General features: G+C 63.0%; 17 protein-coding genes. 13 read left to right on the top strand and 4 right to left on the bottom strand.

The window, feature by feature from the left end; genetic code table 11:
* Positions 1-31 precede the first annotated feature (31 nt).
* Entirely contained in the window at positions 32-4,057 is a 4,026-nt protein-coding gene (locus tag CEJ45_RS19450; RefSeq protein ID WP_088756693.1) for a translocation/assembly module TamB domain-containing protein, read from the bottom strand.
* 54 nt (positions 4,058-4,111) lie between these two features.
* A complete protein-coding gene (locus tag CEJ45_RS19445; RefSeq protein WP_088756691.1) occupies positions 4,112-5,887 on the bottom strand; it encodes an autotransporter assembly complex protein TamA in 1,776 nt (591 codons plus the stop codon).
* A gap of 322 nt (positions 5,888-6,209) precedes the next feature.
* Between CEJ45_RS19445 and CEJ45_RS19440 the strand changes: the two genes are divergently transcribed.
* Positions 6,210-7,019 (top strand): ferredoxin--NADP reductase, encoded by an 810-nt coding sequence (locus CEJ45_RS19440; protein ID WP_088756689.1) that lies wholly within the window; start codon positions 6,210-6,212, stop codon positions 7,017-7,019.
* 101 nt (positions 7,020-7,120) lie between these two features.
* On the top strand, positions 7,121-8,080 hold the full coding sequence (locus tag CEJ45_RS19435) for a response regulator (protein WP_338152876.1): 960 nt from the start codon (positions 7,121-7,123) through the stop codon (positions 8,078-8,080).
* 895 nt (positions 8,081-8,975) lie between these two features.
* On the opposite strand, the gene CEJ45_RS19430 is transcribed toward CEJ45_RS19435, so the two are convergent.
* Both CEJ45_RS19430 and CEJ45_RS19425 read right to left on the bottom strand, forming a co-directional pair.
* Positions 8,976-9,212: a DUF4224 domain-containing protein gene (locus CEJ45_RS19430; protein WP_158214933.1), complete on the bottom strand. Its 237-nt coding sequence runs from the start codon at positions 9,210-9,212 to the stop codon at positions 8,976-8,978.
* A 66-nt stretch (positions 9,213-9,278) separates the two neighbouring features.
* Positions 9,279-9,509, bottom strand: a complete 231-nt coding sequence (locus CEJ45_RS19425; protein WP_088756685.1) for a hypothetical protein — start codon at positions 9,507-9,509, stop codon at positions 9,279-9,281.
* Between the two features lie 8 nt (positions 9,510-9,517).
* On the opposite strand from CEJ45_RS19425, the gene CEJ45_RS19420 reads away from it, so the two are divergent.
* The 11 genes from CEJ45_RS19420 (at position 9,518) to CEJ45_RS19370 (ending at position 19,934) form a co-directional block, all read left to right on the top strand.
* Positions 9,518-10,114, top strand: coding sequence for a hypothetical protein (locus CEJ45_RS19420; protein WP_088756684.1), 597 nt, complete (start codon positions 9,518-9,520; stop codon positions 10,112-10,114).
* Between the two features lies 1 nt (position 10,115).
* Positions 10,116-10,490 carry a hypothetical protein gene (locus CEJ45_RS19415; protein ID WP_088756682.1) on the top strand — a complete coding sequence of 125 codons (375 nt, stop codon included), beginning with the start codon at positions 10,116-10,118 and terminating at the stop codon, positions 10,488-10,490.
* Positions 10,487-11,485 carry a hypothetical protein gene (locus CEJ45_RS19410; protein WP_088756681.1) on the top strand — a complete coding sequence of 333 codons (999 nt, stop codon included), beginning with the start codon at positions 10,487-10,489 and terminating at the stop codon, positions 11,483-11,485. The genes CEJ45_RS19415 and CEJ45_RS19410 overlap by 4 nt, the downstream gene beginning before the upstream one ends.
* A gap of 9 nt (positions 11,486-11,494) precedes the next feature.
* A complete protein-coding gene (locus CEJ45_RS19405) occupies positions 11,495-12,715 on the top strand; it encodes a hypothetical protein (RefSeq protein ID WP_088756680.1) in 1,221 nt (406 codons plus the stop codon).
* A gap of 1 nt (position 12,716) precedes the next feature.
* Positions 12,717-14,414: a hypothetical protein gene (locus CEJ45_RS19400; protein WP_088756678.1), complete on the top strand. Its 1,698-nt coding sequence runs from the start codon at positions 12,717-12,719 to the stop codon at positions 14,412-14,414.
* Positions 14,415-14,518: 104 nt separating this feature from the next.
* Positions 14,519-16,159 carry a packaged DNA stabilization protein gene (locus CEJ45_RS19395; protein ID WP_141107028.1) on the top strand — a complete coding sequence of 547 codons (1,641 nt, stop codon included), beginning with the start codon at positions 14,519-14,521 and terminating at the stop codon, positions 16,157-16,159.
* Positions 16,152-16,538 (top strand): hypothetical protein, encoded by a 387-nt coding sequence (locus CEJ45_RS19390; protein WP_141107027.1) that lies wholly within the window; start codon positions 16,152-16,154, stop codon positions 16,536-16,538. Before CEJ45_RS19395 ends, CEJ45_RS19390 begins: the two co-directional genes overlap by 8 nt.
* Before the next feature lie 9 nt (positions 16,539-16,547).
* Entirely contained in the window at positions 16,548-18,416 is a 1,869-nt protein-coding gene (locus CEJ45_RS19385; protein WP_088756669.1) for a hypothetical protein, read from the top strand.
* Positions 18,416-18,922, top strand: coding sequence for a hypothetical protein (locus CEJ45_RS19380; protein ID WP_088756667.1), 507 nt, complete (start codon positions 18,416-18,418; stop codon positions 18,920-18,922). The genes CEJ45_RS19385 and CEJ45_RS19380 overlap by 1 nt, the downstream gene beginning before the upstream one ends.
* Entirely contained in the window at positions 18,919-19,401 is a 483-nt protein-coding gene (locus CEJ45_RS19375; protein WP_088756665.1) for a glycoside hydrolase family 108 protein, read from the top strand. The genes CEJ45_RS19380 and CEJ45_RS19375 overlap by 4 nt, the downstream gene beginning before the upstream one ends.
* Complete coding sequence (locus tag CEJ45_RS19370; protein WP_187697714.1) at positions 19,401-19,934, top strand: hypothetical protein; 534 nt, start codon at positions 19,401-19,403, stop codon at positions 19,932-19,934. Before CEJ45_RS19375 ends, CEJ45_RS19370 begins: the two co-directional genes overlap by 1 nt.
* Positions 19,935-19,963 lie beyond the last annotated feature (29 nt).

Genomic DNA, 19,963 nt, shown 5'->3' with positions numbered 1-19,963 from the left:
TTGCCTGCCGGTATCGCGCGTCCTTTTCGTTTCAGTCGTAACGGCGGCTGAACAGGATGTTGAGGCCATTGATGGTCCCCGCCCGCGCCACCACCGACCAGCGCCGCGAGATCTGCCAGGTGGCCTTGGCCACGCTGGCGGCACCTTGCAGGCTTTGCTCATAGCCCAGCGTGATCTTCTCGGTGATGGCCTTGCCCAGGTTGACCACCTGTTCATCGGTGAGCCCCGATTCGCTGGAGCCGATGCTGAACTGGTCCAGCCCGAAATCCTTGGCGATGCGCTTGCCGCCCATGTTGCCCACCAGCGCCAGGGCCTGGCTGCTGGCAGAGCGCTGGCCGATGCTGGAACTGTCGGTGCCGTGGCCGAACATCATCCAGGACAGCTTTTCGTCATCCGGCACATTGGGTTCGGACACCAGTTGCACGCGTGGCTGGTTGGCGTTCCCGGTCACCGATACCCCGGCCTCGACATCCTGGTTGCGCCGCATGGCCAGGATGTTGATGTTGGGATTGGCAATCGGCCCCTGGAAGTTGATGATGCCGCGCTCGATATTGAGCTTTGTGCCAAAAGCTTCATAGCTGCCTTCGGCGACGTTGATGGTGCCGGTTGCGCGCAGCGGGGAGAGCGGTTCGCTGCGAACATTCATATCGCCGCGCAAAAGCAGGTCAGCGCCACTGCCACGGAAGCGGAAGTCATTGCCCAGGTCGAGCGCCAGGTTGATGACCGGGGCGAACTTGCTGGCCGGCTTTTCGGTGGCCGCTTCCAGTTTCTGTTGCGACGAGGCTGCCGCGCCCACCCGGTTCTTGCCGCTGCGGCTGACGATGACCACGTCATCGCCCAGCTTGGGCGCGCTGCTCTTGGGCAGGTCGAAGAGGGCCCGATCCACGGTGAACTTGCCATCCACGCGCAACTGCTCGTTGACGTTGCTGATCTTGCCTTCCCCGGAGAGCATCAGCTGGCGGTCGGGGCTGGCGAACAGTTCCAGGTGGTCGGCGGTGAGGGTGGCGTTGAGGTCGGGATTGTCGTTGCCCAGCTGGATCTTGCCACCGGCGCGCAGGGTGCCGCGTCCGCCGTGGAATTCGATCTGGCGCAGATCGATCACGTTGCTGTCCATGACGATGCGCACAATGCCTTCCTTCAACTGGATGCCCTGGTCGAATTCGGTCACGGCCAGGTTGTCGCCATTGATGGCCCCGGAAAGACGCGGTTGCGCCAGCGTGCCAGCGGCGGTGAGCGTGGCGGCCAGCTTGCCGTTGAGGCTCACTTGCGGGCCGATCAGGTCGCCCACGCGCTTGAGTTCGGGCACATCGAGAGTGGCCTTGAGGTTCAGCGGTGACTCGGCGGCCAGCGCCAGCAGCGCATCCACCCGGCGCAGTCCGATGTCCCCGCCGAGCGCAAGCGTCCCGATGCGGGCGGCGTTGACGCGGCCGCTCACGTTCATCCGTTCGCCCTGGAACTGGCTGCGCAGCTGCAGTTCGGACAGGCCCAGCGCCGCTTCACCGACGCTGGTAGTCACCCGCACATCGCCCGACTTGCGCGCAATCTGCAGGAAGCCGCTGGCGGTCTCGGCCAGGCTGAAGTCCCAGTCGCTGTCGAGCACCAGGTCGGTCTTGACCGGTGGCGGCGTGCCGGTGAACTGCTGCACCAGTTCCAGCACCCGGCCTACGTCCAGCGCGCGCACCTGGCCGGCCGAAGCGAGGCGGCCCTGGCGATAGGACAGCCGTTTCAGGTCGAGGGCCATGCGGTCGATCTCGATGCGGGTGCTGCCGGCCTCGACGCCATCGGCCGACGCCTCCAGCGCAAGCGGGCTGGCCATGGCAATGCGCGGCAAGCCCTGGTTGCTGAGCTGGTCAAGGCTGCCGGCCCAGCCATAGCTGCCGCGGGTTTTTTCGGTGACCTTGCCACGGGCGGCCAGGTTCAGGTCCAGGACCTGGTCGGCGACCTTGCCCTTGGCTTGCAGGGCCAGCGTGTGGCTGGCATAGGTGCCATCGAGTTTGAGTCCCAGGCGTGCCAGTTCGGCTTGCGGGCCGCTGTAGCCATCGCCCTCCAGGGTCAGGGCCAGGCGGTTGTCCGGCGAGGCCACGCCAGCGGCCAGGTTGCTGTGCAACTCGCTCTGGCCGGACAGGTGATGCAGCTTGTGCGGGCCGAAGGCCAGTTGCTCGGCCTGGAAGCTGGCCAGCAGGTTGGGACGCTCACGCGTGCCGCTGAGGATGCCATCCACGCGCAACAGGCCCGCCAGTCCATAGCCCAGACGCGCCAGTTGCGGCGCGTCGACCTTGAGCTTGAGCTTGTCGCGGGCGGCGCCGAAGCTGCCGTCCAGGTCCAGCGTATTGCCGGCGACCTGCACATTGGCGCGGCTGGGCAAGAGACGCATGCCGGCCAGGTTGATGTCGCCCTGGCCGCTCATGGGCAGGGCATCGTAGGTGCTGTCGTGGATGCGGAAACCCAGCTTGAGTTTCAGTTCGGGCGAGAGTGCACCGGCCGCATTGAAATCCATGTTGATGCGCGCCGGGATGGGCTTGGAGACCGCTGCAGCAGCGCGCTTGCGGCCTTTGGCTGGCGTTGCCGGTGGCGGTGTCACGGCTTGCAGCACGGCGGTCGGATCGAAGTCCACCAGCCGCCCCTTGAGGGCGTACTCCATGGCATCCACGGTCTGCAGCGTGCCGGAGGTTTCCAGGCGCGACTTGCCGGCGGTCAGCGAGGCCTCCCGCAGCTGCACGCGGTCCTTTGCGATCACGCTGTCGAGGTGCAGCTTGAGGGTGCTGTCCTGCAGGCTCAGCAGGAGTTGCTGTGCGTCGGGAGCGAGCGTGACCTCCACCGGGCCCGAGAGCCGGGTCGGGCGTACCTGGTGGTGCAGCTGGTTCAGGTCGAGCTCGCTGACCTGCAGCTTGAATTGCCCGGACAGCGCTTCCTGCTTGCCGGGTTCGCTGCTGCCGGGCCGGAACTGGCCGCTGCCTTCGATGCGCCCCTGCTGCGGCAGCCGGATGTCCAGCCGCGTCAGGGTTTGCTGCTGCAAGTCCAGTGTCAGGTCGGCGCTGGCCGAGAGCAGCGGCAGGCGTTGCTGGTCCAGGCTGCCGGGGCGGGCATTGGCGATCTCGATACGGCCGGCCACTTGCAACGGTGCGTCGGCGGCCAGGCCAGCCGGGGGCGCGAGGTCGGCGCGCAGGTTCAGGTCGGCGGCCGGTGCGGCGGCGTTGAAGGCTTGCGGATTGATGTGTTGCAGGTCCACCTTGGCCCGCTTGAGCGGCACGCTGGCAAAGGGCGTGGCGACGACGTCGGCATGGCCCTTGAGCTTGTCGCCGCTGGCGGTGAGGGCGATGCCCAGTTCCTGCAGCGAGCCCGACAGCTGTGCAGCCAGCTGGTATTGCTCCTTGTCCTGGCCGTATTGGTAGGCGCCGGCCAACTCCAGCCCGCCGCCGATGGCGAAGGGCTGCTTGCCGTTCAGGTGCAGCAGGGCAGTGGCGTCGCCAAAAGGCGTGGTGAGGCTGTCGAGCACCAGCGTGTGCTGCACGCCGTCGGAGTTGCCGTGCAATTTCAGCTTGGAGAGTTCGGTGGTGGACGTGCCTTGGGTCAGGCTGAGGCTGGCCAGGCTGATCTCGCCGATGTCCAGCGCCAGCGGGATCTCCAGTGAGTCCGGCATGCTGCTCGGTTCGGACGGCGAGGGTTGCTGGTTCAGGCGCACCTTGCCCACGCGCAGGTAATCGAGACTGAACCGGCGTTGCAGCAGCGCCAGATGCCAGCGTGCCTCCACGCTGTCGATGTCGAGGATGCGCTTCTCATCCTGGTAGTGCAGGTCGCGCAAGCGCAGGCCATCGGCGATGGTACCGCCGAGCAGCTGGCCAGAGAGCTTGCCCTCCAGGGTCTTGACGGCGGTATTCCAGACCAGGCGTGCACCGCTCTCGGTCTGGGTGGCATACAGGGCGGCACCAGCGGCTGCCAGCACCAGCACGGCCACGGTACCACCGCTCCACGCGGCGATGCGGCGGCCATGGCTGGCGCGACGGCGCGGCGGCGGTGCGGAAGGGGCTTGCTGCGGATCGTGTTGCGGTTCGCTCATGCTGGGTGGTGATTCGAATTCAGTTCATGGTGAGGCGGCCGGGTCCGGGCCACGCTAGAAGGCGATGCCCAGCGAGATGTGCGGCCGGATCTGGCGCTTCTGGATGCCATAGGCCAGGTCCAGGTTGAGCGTGCCGACCGGACTGCGCCAGCGCGCGCCGGTACCGACGCCGTGATAGAAGGTCTTGTTGTTCCAGTTGTCGGCCGCCGCACCCATGTCGTAAAACACCGCCGCACCCCAGTTCTCACTGAACCAGCGCTGGTATTCGGAACTGCCCACGGCCAGGTACTTGGTCGGATAGACGGTGCCGTTCTGCTCATTGCCGATGCTCTGGTAGCTGTAGCCGCGCACCGAGTCATTGCCGCCGGTACGGAACAGCAGCGAGGGCGGCACCGCGCCCGCACGGCCGGCGGTGAAGACCCCGCCCAGTTCGGCGCGCAGCACCACGATGTCGCGCCGGCCGACCGGGACGAACTGCTTGAAGCGGCCATACAGCCGCGAGAAGCTCTGGTCAGTCAGCAAGCCCTTGAGCGCGAAGCCGGCTTCCAGCGTCAGCAGATTGCCTTTACGCGGGAAGATCGGATCATCGACATTGCGGCGCGACCACGCAAAGCCCGGCACCAGCGCACGGTGCTTGCCGGGGGTGACGATGGTGTTGGCGGGCAGGGTGCTGCCGTCTTCCTGGCTCAGTTCGTCGCGGTAGTAGGTGAGCGAGTAGGTGGTGTCGTAGTTCTCGCTGTTGCGCGCACGCTTGAAACCGACCTGCTGGCTGCGCAGGTCGATGCCTTCGAGCTTGGTGCGGTCGTAGGAGCTGTTGATGCTGTTGACGAAGGCTTTTTCATCCGGCGGCATGGCCAGCGACAGCACGCCATATTGCCGCTTCTGTTCCAGTCGCAGTTGGCTGTCGAAGACGTAGGCCTTGTTGAATACGTTGTAGTGCGAATAGCGGCCTTCGACCTGGGCGCCGGTATCGGTACTGTAGCCCACCCCGGCGCGGATGCGCTGGGCCGGGAATTCGGTGACCTGCACCTTCACCGGCGTTTGCTCCGGGTGCGCCGGATCGTCATCGATGGCCACGATGGCATTGGAAAAATAGGGCGTATTCTGGATCTGCCGCTGCAGGGCCAGCAGGCGGTTGACATCATAGGGCTCACCCACGGCGAGCGGATTGACGTTGCGGATGATGCTTTCCGGATAGCGCCGCGTGCCGGTGATCTGCAATGCCCCCAATGTGAAAGCCGGGCCGCTGTCATAACGCACGGCCAGGTCGGCCTGGTGTTCGTCCGGATCGACGCGCGCCTCGGAGCTGGCGATGCGGGCGGCGGCGTATTTCTTTTGCTGCAGTTTCTCCAGGCCGGCGTTCTTTGCACGGTTCCAGTCTTCCTGGCGGAAGGCCTGGCCCACCGGCAGCGACCAATCCTCGCGAATGCGCGCCACCGTGGCCTGGTCGTCCTGCGCGGCCACACCCGTGACGCTGATGTCGGCCGTGCTGATGTCGGTACGCGGGCCGGGGTCCACGCTGATGGTGATGCGGCGCACGGCTTGCTTGCCTTCGGCCGCGCCCTCCGTTTGTTCACTGACCTTGGTGAGCGGTGTGAAATAACCTTCCGTGGAGGTCAGTTCGCGCACCTGGTCGCCGGCGGTATCCATCATGAACTTGAGTTGTTCATCGCTGATGTCGTCGCGGTCCTGGTAGCGCGAGATATCCAGGAAATCCTTCAGCAGCGACTGCACCGGCTTGGGTGCGTCGATCTGTACCTTGTAGGCGGCATGGGCGGTGTCGGCGGCACAAAAGAAAAAGGCGATGGCCAGGCTGCGGGTCCAAGTCATTGATTCACTGCATCATCGGTTGTCGGTTGAGGCGGCCGGCCTGACGCGCCGCAGGGCAAGTCGGGTAGGATGAGGGCTGGCGGCGCACGCCACCCTGGCCTGACCCGCGCGCAGCGCGGATAGTTCCTGGCCGGGGCAGGTGGCGAGAGCTTCATTTCCAGGTCGTCCCGGATGTCATCTGTTGAGCGTAGTTCTCGCTGGCCGCATGCATCATTGCGTCATGGTGGGCCGGCTTGCGCTCCACCTTGTTCATTCCGCTATTGTAATGCCCTGGCACGACTTGCCGTATGGGCAATCTGGCAGCAAACCGAAGGAGAATTCAGTGAGTAGTACCGCGATGGTGAGTATTGATGCGTATTCCGGCAAGGCGACCTGCGAGCGCCTGCTGTGGGTACACCGATGGACCGACAAGCTGTTGAGCTTTCGCACCACGCGCCCGGCGGGCTATCGCTTCACGGCCGGCCAGTTCGCGCGCCTCGGGCTGGAGATCGATGGCGAGGTGGTCTCGCGTGCCTATTCGATCACCTCGGCCGAAGGGGACGATTACCTGGAGTACTACGCCATCATCGTCCCGGAAGGAAAATTCACATCCCGCCTGAACCAGCTCCAGCCGGGCGATGCCGTCTGGGTGGAAAAACTGAGCTATGGTTTCATGACCGCCGATCGCTTCGTCGATGGGGAGCAAGTCTGGATGCTGGCCACCGGGACCGGGCTGGGACCCTACATTTCCATCCTGCAGCAGCCCGAGGTGTGGCAGCGCTTCACGGACCTGGTGGTGGTACATGGCGTGCGCCAGCGCGAGGAGCTGGCCTACGCCGAGACCTTCTCCCACCTTCAGCAACACGCCCGGGAGCAGGGCTGGCCGGCGCGCCTGCATCTGCTGCGCTGCGTGACGCGGCAGGCCGACCTGCCGGCCGAACCCGGCTGGCTCGGGGGACGCATCACGACCCTGCTCAAGGATGGCCGCCTCGAACAGGCCTGCGGCCTCACCCTGAGTCCGGAGCACAGCCGCGTCATGGCCTGCGGCAATCCCGAGATGGTCACCGAGGTGCGCGAGCTGCTGCGCGAACGCGGCATGACACCTCTGCGGCGCACAGGCGGTGGACAGTTCGTGACCGAGGATTATTGGTGAGGATGTGATGGGGACCAAGCGGAGTGCGCGCTTGCGAAATTCGCGGGAACTTCACAAGATATCGAGTCGGGGTGCAAATTATTTTTAGATATCGTCACTAAATGCCGTGGATCGAATTTCTTCTATTGACACCTCGAATTAATTCGATTTTTTGCAGGAAAAACGCAGTTTTCTTTCTATTTTCTCCAGATTTTCTCTATCTCCTAGGGGTGGAAGTTTTTGCGATGCCGTTGCGGCATTGCCCGAGGCAGGGAGACGACATCGATGCAGTCAAATCGAGGGCCGCAAGTCGAGGCAAACCAGGGGAGGATGAGTGCGGGCAATGCCATCGCGCAATCGCCACCTGTCAGTCAATTGAACCATTTGGGGGTAGCATGAATTTGAAGAAAGTCCTGCACGTTGCCATAGCCGATGATCACCCTATCGTGCTGGGAGCGCTTCGGGGTGAGCTGGCGCGCCTGCCGGAAATCCGCATCGACCTGGAGGTCGAGAATGGCGATGCGTTGATCAGTGCCTTGAAGCGCTCGCCCTGCGAGATCGTCATCACCGACTTCGCCATGCCGGCCGATGACAGCGATGAATCGGATGGCTTTGCGCTGGTCAAGCGGCTCAAGACCGAGCATCCGTCGACCAAGGTGATCGTCTACACCGCCATGAACAATGGCGCCGTGATCCGGCGCTTGTATCGCATGGGCGTGTTCGCCGTGATCAACAAGCGTGAAAAGACCGACGAACTGATCAACGCCTGCCTGGCGACCCAAAGCAGCAAGCAGCTGTATTTCCCGGTCTCGCTGCGTGGCGAGCTGGAGATGAGCTGGGCCCAGGGTGAAGGTTTCGGACTGGTGCGCGAGCTGACCCAGAGCGAACTGGAAGTGGTGCGCCTGTTCGTGGAAGGGCAGACCTTCGCCACCATTCTGCCGTCGGCGTGGCCGCTGGCCTCACCGGTGCGCGTGGTCTCATCGTTGGAGTCCAGGCGGTCTGTGATCGAAGTCGGCCGCATGTTGGCCAGGGTGAACCGCTCGAACTTCTTTCCTTCCTCCTTAGCCAGTTCCTCGCAGTAGACCATCAGGCGTGTCCAGATCGTATTCCAGCCGCTGCGGGTGTATGGCTGGCCTTCGGCATTCCCGAATAGGTAGATGCTTGCGGTGCGCTGCAGCGTCTTTGCCTCATCAATCACGGCACGCAGCTCGGGAGACCACTCGATCAGCTTGTGTTTCTGGGCCTGTCCTGCCTTGCGTTTGCCAACGGCGATGCGCAGCCCTTCCGGCGACTCGCTCTGCCGCGTCAGCATGCGCATCTCGGTAGGCCGGCTGACGGTCAGGTAGGCGGCCATGACGCACAGCGCGCAGACCAGATAACTGCCGCCCCGGCGTCTGGCTTCGGCCATGACAAACTCCACATGGGCCCACTCCACGAACTTGGTGCTGGGCCGCGTCTTGTTGTAGCGGATGTCGCGGCATGGGTTCACTTCCAGCTGGCCCAGGCGGCGTCCGTATTCCAGGATCGCCGACAGCAGTGCGATTTCCTTGTTGGCCTTGGCCGGAGCCCGCTGCGCGGCACGCGCGGCCAGGTAGCCATAGACATCCTTGGGGCGAATGTCCTGCGGCGCCATCAGGCCGAAAACCTTTTCCAGGTTCTTCTTCTCGCGCTTGTTCTCGATCAGCGTTCCTTCTGCCTTCCGGTCCTCGCTGTCGCGCGGCATCTTGTCCTGCCAGCGGAAATAGGCGGTGATGAGCGCGCCTACAGTGCCGGGCGCGGCCGCATGCCCATTCAAGATTTCGGCCCGGCCAATGGCATCCTTGCGCACGGCGGCCACCTCGGCGGCATTGTTGGCGCGCGCGGTGAGGCTGAACGCCAGCTTGCCGCCGGGCAGCTTGTAGAAGTAGCGGACCTTGAACTTCCCTTTGGTCACATAGAGGCGGAACGGCAGGCCGTCCGGAGTCTTGCGGCGGCCGATCATGCCAGCAGCGCCGCGAAGTTCGGCTCGACGCGTTGCTCGGCCTGCGTCACATCCACAGAAGCGCCAGCAAGGCGCGCATCGTGGTAGGCGCGGGAAACAAGCGGAAAACCTACTCGATTGCATTCGTATGGCCAGCCATTTCTGTCCAGCCAGCGGCGCATGCATGCTTTGCTGCCAGGCAGGCAGCCGACCAATGTGGCCAGCTCATGCGCACCCAGGTAGTTATTTGTCATCATCATCTCCCGGATTTCTTTTCCTCTCACGCGCATTTCTGCTCTCGTCTCGTCGGGGGCGCTTGCTCATGGCATGTTCCTCCCGATTTCGGCTGCTGCTCGGACGATGGCGCGGCGCGTGGCGGCCTCGTAGTCGTCGGCCTGCACGTACTCAACGTGCAGCGGGTCGGCGTCATCTTCCCGCCAGACCTCTACAAAGCCCGGCGTGCTGATGCCTTCAGCTTGGCTGGCCGAGAAAATACACACATGGAAGCGGCGCCGCACCGCCAGCCGCAGCGCATCGCCATGGTCCTGCAAAGGATTCCATGGGCGCCACAGTCCGCCTGGATGTTCCACAAGCCATTCATCTGGGATACCCCAACCAGATCCGCCTGACCCAGCGTGAGCCCGGTGACGCTTTCTACGTCAGCCGCGACCTGGTGAACCCGCCGGCCGGCACCAACGGCATTTTCGTCTACAACGGCACCACCAATCTGCCACAGATGATGACGCTGGGGACTGGCCTGCAATTCAGCGGCAACAGCATCGTTTCGGCGCCTGCCTACAGCCTGCCGGCTGCCAAAACCGTGGCCATGGATACCGCATTCCAGTGCGCCGACACCTCCAAGGGCTGCATCATCAGCGTCACCGTGGGCTCCACTGCATCGCTCTCGCTGTCCGGCGGCACCGCCAACACGGCAGACATGGTGATTGGCACCACTTCCGGCATTGGCAGCACTGGCGGCACCACCTGGGCGCGCTACCGCAGCACCCTGACCGGCACGCTGGTGGCCGGCCTCGCGGTGAACACCGATGGCAACCAGACTTTCGAATTCAAGCTCCCCGCCGGCGCGTATGGCGCTGTGCGCACCACCGGTGGCAGCCCCGCCATCGTCCTGGCCACCGAGCAGACCACGAACTGACATGGACCGCGCTGGCCTCTTGGACTTCGTGTTCCAGGAAGTGAGCAAGCGCTTCCCGATTGCGAAAGCGCAGTTTATTGCTGGCATGCAGCGGTTCGAAATTTGCCCGATTGAGGTTGGCGGGAAGGTTGTCGGCGCAGTCATGAAGTGCGGGCCAGAGATACACATCGAGGTTTCTGACGCTGGGCGCCGGCGCTGGGCATCCAAAGGGTTCATCAGAGGGCAGATTGCCCCCTTGATCGCGAAATATGGGTTTGCTGAAACCGTAGTCCCTGAAGGCAACGAAGCAGGCCTGAATTTCTGCAAGCGCCTGGGGTTTGAAGAGAGCAGCAATTCCGGCGGACTGATTAAATTGATTTGCAAGGAAATACCATGAACCGTTACCGCGCTGAATTTGCAGAACACCCAATCGGAGACCCTTTCGGCGGCCCAGCCGCAGGAAAGCGGGAAGACATCACGGGCGGCCTGTTGACTGCCGGCGCGAGTATCGTCGGCGGCCTTCTCTCGAATGACGCATCGAACAATGCCGCGGGCGCGCAACTCGAGGGCGTGAATTCCGCCAATGCGCTATCCGACCGGCAATATCAGCAGACCCGTTCCGACTATTCCCCCTACCTGCGCACGGGGACTGCCGCCAATGACATCCTGGCGCACTATCTGGGCATCCAGACGCAAGACAACGCCAATCCGTTCAACAGCGCCGAGGCCAACAGCGAAGTAACCCGCCTGATGGGCTTGAACGGTGGCGACCGCAATGCAGCGATCAACCAGGTTGCGGCTGGCTGGGGCTTGACGCCAAATCAGACCGGTGCCAACACGGCCGGCTTCGGCTCGCTGCTCAAGTCCTTCGACGCCAACGACCTGAGCAGCGATCCGATCTATCAGGCCACCTATGGGACGGCATTGCGCACCGGCACGCAGCAGTTGAACCGCCTGGCCGCCGCCAACGGTACGCTGAACTCTGGCGCGCAGGCCAAAGCGCTGGCGCGGTTTGGCGCGGACACGCAGAGCACCTATGCCAACGATGCCTACAACCGCTACAACACCAACCAGGGCAACCAGTACAACCGCCTGGCCGGGCTTTCTGGCGCCGGCCAGCAGGCAGTTGGCGCTGTGTCTGCTGCCGGCCAGCAAAACGCCGCTACCGTCGGCAATAACCTGATCGGTGCTGGCAACGCTCGTGCAGCGAGCTCCGTAGCTGGCGGAAATGCCCTGTCCGGCGCGCTGAACTCGATCCCGAACTACTACAACACGCAGAACATTTTGAGCCGGCTTGGTGGTGGCCCGCAGAGTTCTGGTTCGCCGACTATCTATGGGAACAACGATTTGAGCCAATCCCTGAGTGGATTCCTGATGAATGGCTTGAAGTAAGGAAAGATCATGCCAGTCGATACCAACATCCTCCTCCAAGCCGGCCGCCCCACGGTGCAGCTTGACGATCCGCTGAACCGGCTGGCGCAGCTCGGCCAGCTCCAGGGCTTCCAGAACCAGAACGCGCTGGCGCAACTGCAGTTGAAACAGGTCCAGCAGCAGGATCAGGACCGCACGGCTCTAGCCGGCGCTTATCAGGGCGCAGTAGACCCTGTCACGGGGAAGGTTGACTATGCCAAGGTGACCGGAAACCTGGCCGGCGCTGGCGCTGGCGCGGCCATTCCTGGCGTGCAGAAGAGCGCCGCAGAGGCTTCCAAGGCCCAGCGCGAGGCGGAGGCAGCGCAGTTCGACCTGGCACACAAGAGGACCACGGCGCTGCTCAATATCGTCGGCTCAGCCACCGATCAGGCCTCCTATGACTTGGCCAAGCAGAACGCTGCGGCCATGGGCCTGGATGTCTCTACCGCACCCGCACAGTATGATCCCGCCTATGTCAAGGCCTTCGGCCAGCAGGTTCTGACCCAGCAGCAGCGCATTGAGAACTTGGCCAAGGATCGCGGCCTGAACATCCAACAGCAGCAGGCCGACGAGCAGGCCCGCAACAACCGCGCCAACAACGCAATTGCGCAGGGCCAGCTCGGTGTGGCGCAGGCTGGTCTTGGATTGCGTCGTCAGGAACTGGAGGCCGGCAAGGTTCCAGCAGGATATCGGCGCACCGCCGATGGCAACCTGGAGGCGATCCCCGGCGGCCCGGCTGAGAAGGACAAAGCCCCCACCGAATTCCAAGGCAAGAATGCCGTCTTCGGCTCGCGCGCGGAAGCCGCAGACAAGATCTTGACCGATCTGACCGGCGATTACAGCGTCGGCGGCGTGAACCTGAAATCGAGTTCGAAGGGTGCGCTTGGCACGGCCATGAACTACGCTCTGTCGCCCAACTCGCAGAAGGCTGAGCAGGCGCAGCGCGATTTCATCAACGCGGTGCTGCGTCAGGAGTCCGGTGCGGCGATTGCCGAATCTGAGTTTGATAATGCGCGGAAACAGTATTTCCCGCAGCCTGGCGATTCGCAGGCCGTCATTGCGCAGAAGGCAGCCAACCGTAAGCTGGTGGTGCAGGGCTTCAAGGACAATTCCGGGCCACTGGCCAAGAAGTCATTCAGCCAGAGCGCGCCAGCGGCAACGTCTGCTGTCCCAGCCGACATCAACGACTTGCTGAAAAAGTACGGTGGCTGACATGGCGGACCGCGACCAACTCTATACAGCACTGCGCAATGCCGATGCGGCCGGCGACGTGGAAGGCGCGCGCAAGCTGGCGGCATACATCAAGTCGATGCCGGCCGATGCCGCGCCGGCCAAGCCAGAAACGACCATTGGCCAGGACATTGCCGCCGGCGCAAAAAATGCTGCCGCAGGCTTTGGCCGTGGTCTCAAGGATGTGGTGGATACCGGCGCGCAACTGCTTTCCAGCGGCTTCGATAAGCTCGCCGGCACGAATGAAGGCGACCGAGTGCGGCAGATGAACCAAGCCGGCCAAGACGAATTCAAGCGCGATTATGGCGACAGCACGGCAGCCAGCATCGGGCGCGTGGGTGGCAACATTGCAGCGACACTGCCCATCGGCCCCGCATTGGGCGCCGTGGTGCGTACCGTTGCGCCTGCTGCTGCGCCGCTGGCGAATGCCCTGGCCACGAGCGGGATGCGCGCTGGTGCCACTCCCGGCGTGGGTAACATGCTGCTCCGCATGGCTGGCGGCGCTGGCACTGGCGCTGTTTCGGCCGGGCTGGTGAATCCTGAAGATACAGGCACTGGCGCCGTGGTCGGCGCGCTGCTGCCGCCGGCATTGGCTGGCGCCGGGAAGGTCGGCGCCAAGATCGGCCAGGTTATCGCCGGGCCCGGTGTCAGCAACGAGACTCGCGCGGCTGTGTCGGCTGCACGCGATGCCGGCTATGTCATCCCACCATCGCAAGCCAATCCCACGCTGCTGAACAATGCTGTCGAGGGGTTTGCGGGCAAGGTATCAACTGCGCAGAAGGCCAGCGTGCGCAATCAGACGGTGACCAATGACCTGGTGAAGCGCGATCTGGGTCTGGCCGCAGATCAGCCTATTACCGTTGATGCCCTGAAGGCCATCCGCCAAGATGCCGGGCAAGCTTATGACGCCGTTGCAGGGGCGGGAACGATCACGCCTACGCAGGCCTATGGCGATGCCCTGGACAAGATCGTTGCCCCATTCCAAAAGGCCTCGCAAGGTTTCCCGAATGCCAAGCCAAGCCCGATCATTTCCGAGATCGAGTCTCTGCGCAGCCCGCAGTTTGATGCTGATTCTGCGCTGGCGAAAATCAAGGAGCTGCGCGGCATGGCTGATTCTGCCTATGCCAAGGGCGACAAGGACATGGGCAAGGCGCTCAAGGCTGGCGCAGGCGCCCTGGAAGATGCCATCGACACGCACCTGCAATCCATCGGCGCCCCGGCCGACCTCATCAACAATTTCCGCAATGCACGTCAGACCATCGCAAAAACATATTCGGTGGAAAGCGCGCTCAATGCGGAATCAGGGAATGTGAGTGCGGCCAAGCTGGCCGCGCAGCTCAAGAAGGGGCGCCCGCTGTCGGGCGAAACCCGTGATGCGGCCGAATTCGCCTCCCGGTTCCCCAAGGCTGCGCAGAACGTGGAGAACATCGGCAGCACTCCGGGTGTTTCCCCGTTGGATTATTTCGGGGCGGGAACGGCGAGTATCACGACTGGCAATCCGCTTGCGATGCTGGGTGTTGTCGCCCGTCCGCTGGCACGTAGTGCAGCGCTGTCAGGCCCGATCCAGAACCGACTGGCACAGGCTCAGCAAGCGCCAGGATTCGTCAATCGACTGGCTTCTTCGCCTGAGTTGCAGCAGCTTCTCTATCGCGCCGCACCTCTTCAAGTGAACGGCCGGTGACGGCGGAAAAGATCAAATTGCCAAAGAAGGCAAGCAGCACCAAGACGATGAACTTGCAAATCATGTAACCGGTGAAGTCCATTATGGGCGCCTGAGAGAAGAAATTGAGTAGCCAAATCATACCCCTTTTCGGCCTTGGAAATAGCAGCCGCTCGCCGTTTGTGAGCGCGCAGCGGCGCATCAACGTGCTTTCCGAGGTCTCGGCCACGCCCGACAAGGGGGCGCTGTCCCTGTATTCCATGCCGGGCCTGACGCTTTTCAGCGACCTGGGCGATACGCCTGTGCGGGGCATGATCGAGTACCAAGATTTCATGTACGTGGTGCACCGTGGCACCTTCTACGAGATCAACAACGCCGGGGTAGCGACCCCGCGCGGCTCCATCGGCACGACCACCGGGCGCGTGCAGTTGTCCCAGAATGGGCTGCAGATCGGGCTCGCTGACGGCGCGGCCGGCTACATGTACACGCTCGACCGCCGCGCGCGCACCATCCAGACGCTGACCAGCGTTGGCGCCCTGGCCACGATGGTGACGAACGAGGCACATGGCCGCAAAACTGGCGAGACAATCATCATTGCAGGCGCTACGCCAGCTGCCTATAACGGCACGTTCACCGTGACCGTGGTGGACGATGTCACGATGACCTTCACGCTACTGTCTTCGCCAGGCACTCCGGCATCGCCAGCAGGAGCCTACACCGTGGATTCCTCTTTCACCCGCGTGACATCGGAGCTGTTCGTCAACCCGTTTGACATCACCTGGGGACGTCACTACTTCATCTGGGGCTTCAACGACAGCGGGCAGTTCCAACTTTCCGCGATTGATGATGGCACGCAGGCTGATGGCTTGGACTTCGGTGAGGCTGAATCGGAGCCCGACCGGCTGGTCCGGGTGATGTTCGACCATGGCGAGCTTGTGCTGCCCGGCACGAACACCACGGAATATTGGGGATCGAGCACCGGCGACCTGGCCTTCTCGCCGCAGCCCGGCAGCACTGCGCAGTTCGGTGTGGCCGCGCCGTGGTCAATGGTCAAGTTCAACGACTCAATCGCCGCGCTGATGCGCAACGAGCTGGGCCAGGTTCAGGTGATGTTCTTGCAAAACCATGTCTGGGCGCCGCTCAACGGCACGGACATGAATTTCACCAACGAGATCAACACCTATGCCAACGTGGACGATGCGACGGGCCTGGCGTACAACCTGGGCGGCCATCCGATCTACCAAATCAACTTCCCGACCGCCGGCAAGAGCTGGCGCTATGACGCTGCCACCGGTGATTGGTCTGAGCTGCAGTCAGGGCTGAAGGGTGGCCGGCACCGTGGCGAGATCGCTGTCAACTACCTGAACAAGATCCGCATCAGCGACTTTGAGAACGGGAAAATCTACACGCTGGATCCGGAGGCAGTGACCGACAACGGCATGCAGCGGCCCTGGGAAATCACCAGCCGCCACCTGTTCCAGAACCTGAACGACTTCCGCACCGGCGCGATCTTCCTCGATTTTGAGGTCGGCGTCGGCCTGGTCAGCGGCCAGGGCCAAGACCCGCAGGTCATGCTGCAGGTCTCGCGCGACAACGGAAAGACCTGGGGCAATGAGCTGTGGCGCTCGCTGGGCAAGGTGGGCGAGTACCGGCGCCGGATTGTCTTCCGACGTCTTGGCCATGGCCGTGACTTCGTTTTCCGCCTGCGCGTGACCGATCCTGTCAACGTGACGCTGGCCGCAGCGGGGGTACTTGCAGATGCCTGATATCAGCCAGCCACGGAACCAGGAAGCGCTGGATATGCGCAACGGGAAGCCGTATTTCTCGACCGGTCAGCAGCAATGGAACAAAGAGGTGTCGGAGGCGCTGAACGCCATCTTGCCGGGCGTGTCGTCTGCCAACAAGGCCAGTTTCTCCATGAACTTCGGCAGCATCCCGCTGCAGAGCGCGGTGAACCAGACGACAGCGGCGGCCGGCGCCAAACCGGGCGACATCGTTGCGTTGCACCCGTCATCCTATGTGGCAGGCGTCATCTTCACCGGCGTGGTGGGCAGCAGCGGAAATGTCACCGTCTACGCGCACAACTACACCAGCGACACCGTCACACCTGGCACTGTTCAATTCACCGCCATTTTTCTACGATAAGGGGGCGCCATGCCAGCCGTAAAACTCAGCCCGATCTTCAACAGCCAAATCATTGACGGCACCGGCGCGCCGCTGGTTGGCGGCCAGATTGCCACGTATGAGGCCGGCTCTACCAATCCGCTGGCAACTTACACCACCAGCGCGGGGGATGTCGCGCAGACCAATCCGGTCATTATCAACACGCTCGGGTTTGTCGAGCTGGGCCAACTTTGGCTCCAAGCAGGGAAATCCTACAAGCTGGTGCTGATGGATGCCAATGGCGTCGTGCTGAAGACCGAAGACAACGTTTCTGGCGTCAACGATACGACCACTTCGACCGATGAATGGACTGACTCCGGCTTGGCACCATCCTACCTGACCGCTTCCAGCTTCTCCTTCAACGGTGACCAGACCAGCACCTTCCACATCGGCCGCCGGGTGAAGTTCCAGGTGACCGCTGGCGCGGTTTATGGCCGCATTACCAACTCGGTATTCGCGGCCGGCGTCACCACCGTGACCATGCAGATGGACGGCGCGCAGGCGCTGGACTCTGGCCTTTCGATTGCCAAGCCTTCCATCCTGCGCGCAAACATCTTGTCTCTGCCCGAGCGGATTGCGACCGCCACAGGCACCGATACCTACTCGGCAAAGGTCGGCATTTTGCGCCTGGTCATCGGGGATCAATACAAGATCAAGTTCCCGAACGTCAACCTGACCAACGCTGCGACCCTGAACCTGGATTCCACCGGGGATCTGGCGATCATGACAACGGCAGGCGTGGCTGTTCCGCCAGGCGCGATCAACGGTGAGCATGAGCTGCGCTACAACGGCTCCAATTTCACGCTGCTCAATCCAGCGCCTCGCATCATGCTGCGCGCCCGCCACTGCGTGAATTTCGGCCCGACCACCAACAACCCAGCGCAGCCGGACCTGATCCCGAAGAGCCAGATCGGCCGCACGCTGGCGCAGGGCGTGATTGTGAACCCGACGAATGCCAACGTGCTGTACTCGCTGGCCAATGGGTTCAACAGCGACGGCAGCCCCCTCGACATCAATTTCATCTCCACGCAGAGCTTCAACGTGACGGGGCTGACGGGCCGCACTGGCGCCGGGGCGAACTTCACCGGTTCGATCAGCGGGAACACCCTGACCGTCAGCGCAGTAGCCAGCGGTACCCTGGCAATCGGGCAAAGCGTGCATGGCCCTGGCGTGATGCCGAATACCTCGATTACGGCGCTGGGGACCGGAACCGGCGGCACCGGCACCTATACGTTGAATCGGAACCAGAATGTCAGCTCGAACACGATGGCGTCCAACTGTGTGACCAACACCATCTACATGGATGTGGGCGCCAAGACTGCGGGCTTTGTCGCTGCCGTGGATGCTGACCAGAACGGCGGCACCATTCCGGTAACCAACAACCAGATCACCTTCGACCATCAGGCCATGGTCAATTACATCGGGAACGGCACCACGGCATCGCAGAGCAACCGCCTTCCGATTGCGGTCGTTGACTGCGACAACGGAAAGATCATTGATATCCGGGTTCGCGCCTATGCAGGCAAGGCCATCAACCTCTGGACGACCGGTCTCCCAGCGGCTGGCGTGGCATGCAATTTTGTGCATGAGATGGGAACAGCGAATCTCCGCGTGAAGCTGGTTCTGCAGGCGCTGTCAGGGGATATCAACTATCTTCCTGGCATGTATTTGGACGATGTGGCGCAGCAGAATAGCGCCCCCGTCAATTACTGGCGTGAGCGCGGCGTCTCGGGCTTCATCGTCAACAGCACCGGTGGATTTACTGCTGCGAACCTGATCGGCGGCGGACAAAACAACTTGACGGCCGGCAGTTGGCAGTGGCGGCTGGAGGTTACTCGCGGCTCCGAGTGGGGTGCCTGATGGCCGATGAACAAGAAATGATCGTGCGCATGACCAGGATGGAAACCATGATGGACGGTTTCCGGGAAGGCCAGGCCGACATCAAGGACATGCTTCGCCGGTTCCTGGCCACACAGGAGATCGTCACGCAGCATGGCGAGGCCATCAAGGCGCTGCTCGACAGTGACCAACGCATGGTGCTGCGCATGGACTCGCACTCTCAGTGGCAGGCCCAGCACGAAGAATTGACAGGCCGGACACTGGAAAAGATCGACCTGAAATTCGATGCCAAGATTGACGATGTATGGAAGAGCCAGCGCGCCGGCTTCGCGGAGATTGCGACGTTCCAGAACCGGCTGCGCGGTGGCATGGTGGTGACCTATGCGCTGCTGGGCATCATCGGCACCGTTTGCATGGCTGGCGGCAGCTGGCTCATCAACACCGTGAACAAGGCCGAGCAGATCAACCTGGTGCAGGCTCAGGAGCTTTCCGAGCTGCGCCGCATGGTGACCAAGGAGGGAAAGTGAACTTTGACCAGGCATTTGACGCGCTGATCGGCCATGAGGGCGGTTACAGCAACAACCCGGCCGATCCCGGCGGTGAAACCATGTGGGGCGTGACGCTGACCGTGGCGCGCGCCAGCGGCTACACCGGCACGATGAAGGATCTACCGCGCGACACGGCCAAGACCATCTACCGCGCGCAGTATTGGGACGCCGTGCGCGCCGACCAACTGCCCGACCAGGTGCGCTTTGACATCTTCGACGCCGCGGTTAATTCCGGCGTGAAGCAGGCCGTGAAGTGGCTGCAGCGCGTGGTGGGCGTGAGCGAAGATGGAATCATCGGCCCGGCCACGCTGGGTGCGGCTTCTGCGGTGGGCGCCGACATCGGCCGCCGATACAGCGGTGTGCGCCTGAAATTCATGACCGACCTGCCGACCTGGCCGAGCTTTGGCCGTGGCTGGGCTCGCCGGATCGCATCCAACCTGACGAGAGAGGTGGCTTGATGGACTGGAAATCACTGATCGCGACCGTGGCGCCGTGGATTGGCACTGCCTTGGGCGGACCGCTGGGCGGCATGGCCGTGACAGCTGCGGCGGATGCCCTGGGCCTTTCCGAGAAGACGGAAACCGCTCTCAAGACGGCCCTGAGCGGCGCTTCACCGGCAGACCTGCTGGCCATCAAGCAGGCCGACCAGGCTTTCCAGGCCAAGATGCAGGAGCTGGGCTTCCAGAACATTAAGGATATGGAGAGCATCGCCGCGGCGGATCGTGACAGCGCGCGCAATCGTGAGATCAAGACCGGTGACAGCGCAACGCCGCGCGTGCTGGCCGGCATCGTCACCGTGGGGTTCTTCGGGATGCTGGCGCTGCTGCTGTTCAATGGCCTGCCGCCGGCCGCCAACGAGGCCGCACTCCTGATGCTGGGCGGCCTAAACAGCGCATTCGCCCTGGTGCTGGGCTACTACTTCGGATCGACGGCAGGCAGCCTGGCGAAGTCGAAGCTGCTGGCGCAGGCTGCTCCGCCTGACCAGAAATAAAAAGCGGCTCTACCGATTGGTGAGCCGCT

Source organism: Herbaspirillum aquaticum, from assembly GCF_002213425.1.
Taxonomy (GTDB): Bacteria; Pseudomonadota; Gammaproteobacteria; order Burkholderiales; family Burkholderiaceae_D; genus Herbaspirillum; species Herbaspirillum aquaticum.
This window is presented reverse-complemented; position numbering and strand designations above follow the sequence as displayed.